This is a genomic window from Acinetobacter sp. YH12142, from assembly GCF_013418435.1.
Lineage (GTDB): Bacteria > Pseudomonadota > Gammaproteobacteria > Pseudomonadales > Moraxellaceae > Acinetobacter > Acinetobacter amyesii.
Map to the genome: position 1 here is coordinate 1 of NZ_VPCB01000039.1, position 3,415 is coordinate 3,415.

The 3,415-nt window shown below is 35.8% G+C and carries 2 protein-coding genes; both read right to left on the reverse strand.

Annotated features, from left to right (window positions below; genetic code table 11):
* Positions 1–27: 27 nt before the first annotated feature.
* The gene (gene repM / locus FTU77_RS15720) at positions 28–975 is read right to left on the reverse strand and encodes a replication initiation protein RepM (protein ID WP_257223656.1); all 948 of its coding nucleotides are present in this window, start codon (positions 973–975) and stop codon (positions 28–30) included.
* A gap of 619 nt (positions 976–1,594) precedes the next feature.
* Positions 1,595–3,151 carry a MobV family relaxase gene (gene mobV / locus FTU77_RS15725; RefSeq protein ID WP_180056180.1) on the reverse strand — a complete coding sequence of 519 codons (1,557 nt, stop codon included), beginning with the start codon at positions 3,149–3,151 and terminating at the stop codon, positions 1,595–1,597.
* Positions 3,152–3,415: the final 264 nt, after the last annotated feature.

The window sequence follows — 3,415 nt, forward strand, 5'->3', positions numbered from 1 at the left end:
TCGAGGACTCTGCCGGGGGCGGAAGTCTTACGACTTCCAGGTGAAACCCTCATCAATTAACAGCGGTAGAAAGGTTTGAAATTTCTGCTCATCAAGCAACATGTCTGCAATTCGTTTTCCAAATTCTTCATACGATTCGGTGCCCTTTGAATACTCACTCATTTCAGCACGACGAGCTAGTTTGTTTGCAAACAAGTATCTTTGAGCATCTGTAATTTTTGCAAATAGATCGACAGTGTTTTTATCACGTTGTCGCTCAATCTTTTGCGATTTAACTTTTGATTTAAACTTGAATGAAAAACCCGATATTGTTCGTCCTGTCTTGTGTTGCTCATAGCTAACTTTGATGTCTGTATGCTCGTTGATTTGTGCGACAGCTAAGTCTAGAACGTATTTCTTGAAATTGTTCATTGGCTTGTATTCGCTATCAAGCAAGCCAAGTTTTTTTCGAAAATCTACAAGTGAAAATTCTGGTGTCTTTCCGACAGACTTCCAGCACATTAGAAGTTCATACAAGCGAACAGCATACTTACTTGTGAGCTGTGCTACTTGCTCAAGATCATAGCTTGTGAAGTGACTTTCTAAGCGAGAGCACATGCCTGAAACTACAGGGCTGAATATAATCTGTACTTCTGCTGAGTCATCAACATAAGCGATCTGAGACACCCAGCGGCTTTTAACTACCTTTAGCTTTCCATTTTGTAGTTCAGTGAATGTGAATTGACGCTCAAATAGTGATAACACAGCGTCTTTGAGAGCTTTATAAGCTGCATCTTTAGATACATTGAACTGCTTTTCGTACTCACTAGCATGAATCGAAACGGGTCTTAAAGCATTAAAACCTGTTTCTGTTTCGCGGGATTTAACTATACCCTGCAAAACCAAGCGTTGCTCAACAAGATCAAGAGCATAGCTTGCATTAATTAAAACATTATCTTTCACAACCTGAGCCATTTGCTTATTACCTTTTCTCATTATGCAACGCCCTCCAAAATTGAACTAAGGTAATAAATCAGCTACCTGAAAACTGTCGGCTAATACATGGTTAAATGCTAACCTATTTTATTTAGTTAGTCAAAATATTTACTAACTAAAATTAGATAATAATTTATCTATCATAATTAAGAGCAAACCTAGCTTTATATAAGAGCAAACCTAGCTTTATATAAGAGCAAACCTAGCTTTATATAAGAGCAAACCTAGCTTTATAATGCCTGAAACGCAGTCATATCAATGCTTTCAAGGGTCTTAAAAGCATTTAAAAGCTTTAAAAACTATTAAAAACTATTAAGAACCAAAACAACCGTGAAAACTGCCCTATGTTTTCGCTATGCTCAAACTCTATTGCGGTTCGCTACGCTCACCGCTAGGGGCAGTTTTATCAAATACCTAGATAACTCAAAAGAAAAGCAATATTGCATTCGCTACGCTCATGCTTTTACAGGAAAACCCACAGTTCGCGCCCATGCGGGACGCTCTGCACTTTCAGAAAGAAGGCAAAGGGGAGTTTGTAATCAGGGAGGGGAGTGAGCGAATTTTCATTGTGTCGCTCGTAGACACTCGCTAAGTAATTGATTTTATTGTTTAGATAAGCTTAACCAAAAGGGTTGTAAGTGTTATCAGCATCAAATGACTTATCTTGATCTTTATTAACCTCGCTTCTAGACGCTCTGTAAGGCGCATTTTCTGCCGTTTTCTGCTTTCTGTACGTTTCTAGCCCTTCCTTAGCTATCCTTTCATTTTCGGCAATCTGTGCGCTTCTAGCAGCATCTTTCACCTGTTCTGCCGCTTTGAGTTCTTCCAGACGCTTCAGATAGTGCCCCACTTCATTTATGACAGGCTCGAAATTCTCATAGTAATCATCGAGTTTATTTTGGAATCGTTTGCCGATCTGGTTTTCTGGGTTTTGTTTTAATACGGAAATCGTTTCATTAATATCCACATCTTTACTCTTCTTATAAATATTGTTTTTATAATTATTATAATATTCTGTCATTAAGGAATCATATTTATATTCAGACATATAAAAATCCGGCTTATCAATATATATTTGAGAGCCATCATTTTTCCAACCTTTTTCAATTTCCTTATCTGTTAAGTCATTCTTTTTAAGCCAATTCTCTGTTTTCTTATATTCTTTTTTGATTAACTTCTCATTATTATTTTTGTTTTTTAATTCTAAATTGCAGTAGTCATAAAAATACTCAAAATTATCTTTATGATCATTAATTACTTTTATTTTTTTATTATATTCTTCGACTTCTTTTTTAATATCATTTTCATTTTTATTTTTAATTAATGAAGCTGTTTCTTTTATTTTGCTATTAAATAGCTCGACGTATGGTTCCGGCACATCATCTAAAGCATTTAAATAAACTTTCGACTTTTCTGCTATTTCTCTGAGTGATTCGACTTCTTTTTTTGTCGCAGCATTCTGTATAGCTTCAATTTTTGCTTTTTTATAATCTGGTAATACAGCTTCAAGTACTCGTTTTGCGTAATTTTCTCTTGATTCAAAGCTTTTAACGGGTGGCAAATTATCAATATTTGGGCTGAACTCGTTTATTTCATTGATTTGATTAATGATCTCATAATGCTGTTTGATTGTTCGATGTTCAGCTTTTGAGTGTTTGATGCCACGGCTTAATCCTAAATGTTTAACAATTTCAGCTGCTTCGGTCTGTTCTTCATGTAATAATTTTCTTCCATCTAGCCACTTTTTGCAATTAAGTACTTGTTTTTCTTCATCAAAAGGCACGATGTAAGCTATTAGATGCGGAGTTGTTTCGTCTCTATGAATATGAGTAGAGATAACATTATTAACACCCCATTTTTCAATTAATCGCTTCTTCTGTATTTCAAAAAATTCTGTCTCTGTCTCTTTATTCCCCCATCCTGACCAATCCGGGCTAGCTGTGATGAGATATTCAACACATAAAACATTTCCGGGCCTTTCTTTAACACGTTGATCAATTCTGTTTTTTATTGCTGCAACAACTTCTGTCTTTTTCTTATAGTCGTGTTCATTCAGATCAGCACGATTTAAGTCAGCATTGGGTGTATCAATAAGTCGATATGTATGATCAAGTGACCCCCCAATTTCGCCAAAAGATTTCAATTTGGCATGTCTCAAAATAACGTAATCAGTCATCGCAAAATCCAAGATCAAATATTAAACTACGTTCAATATCTGCTTTTGATTTTGCTTTTTCAACCTAATTTCAAAATTTGGTGTACTTACTACACCAAAATTTTTTCTTCGAATAAAATTTAGGTTCCGCAAGCTCTTCGAGGACTCTGCCGGGGGCGGAAGTCTTACGACTTCCAGGTGAAACCCTCATCAATTAACAGCGGTAGAAAGGTTTGAAATTTCTGCTCATCAAGCAACATGTCTGCAATTCGTTTTCCAAATTCT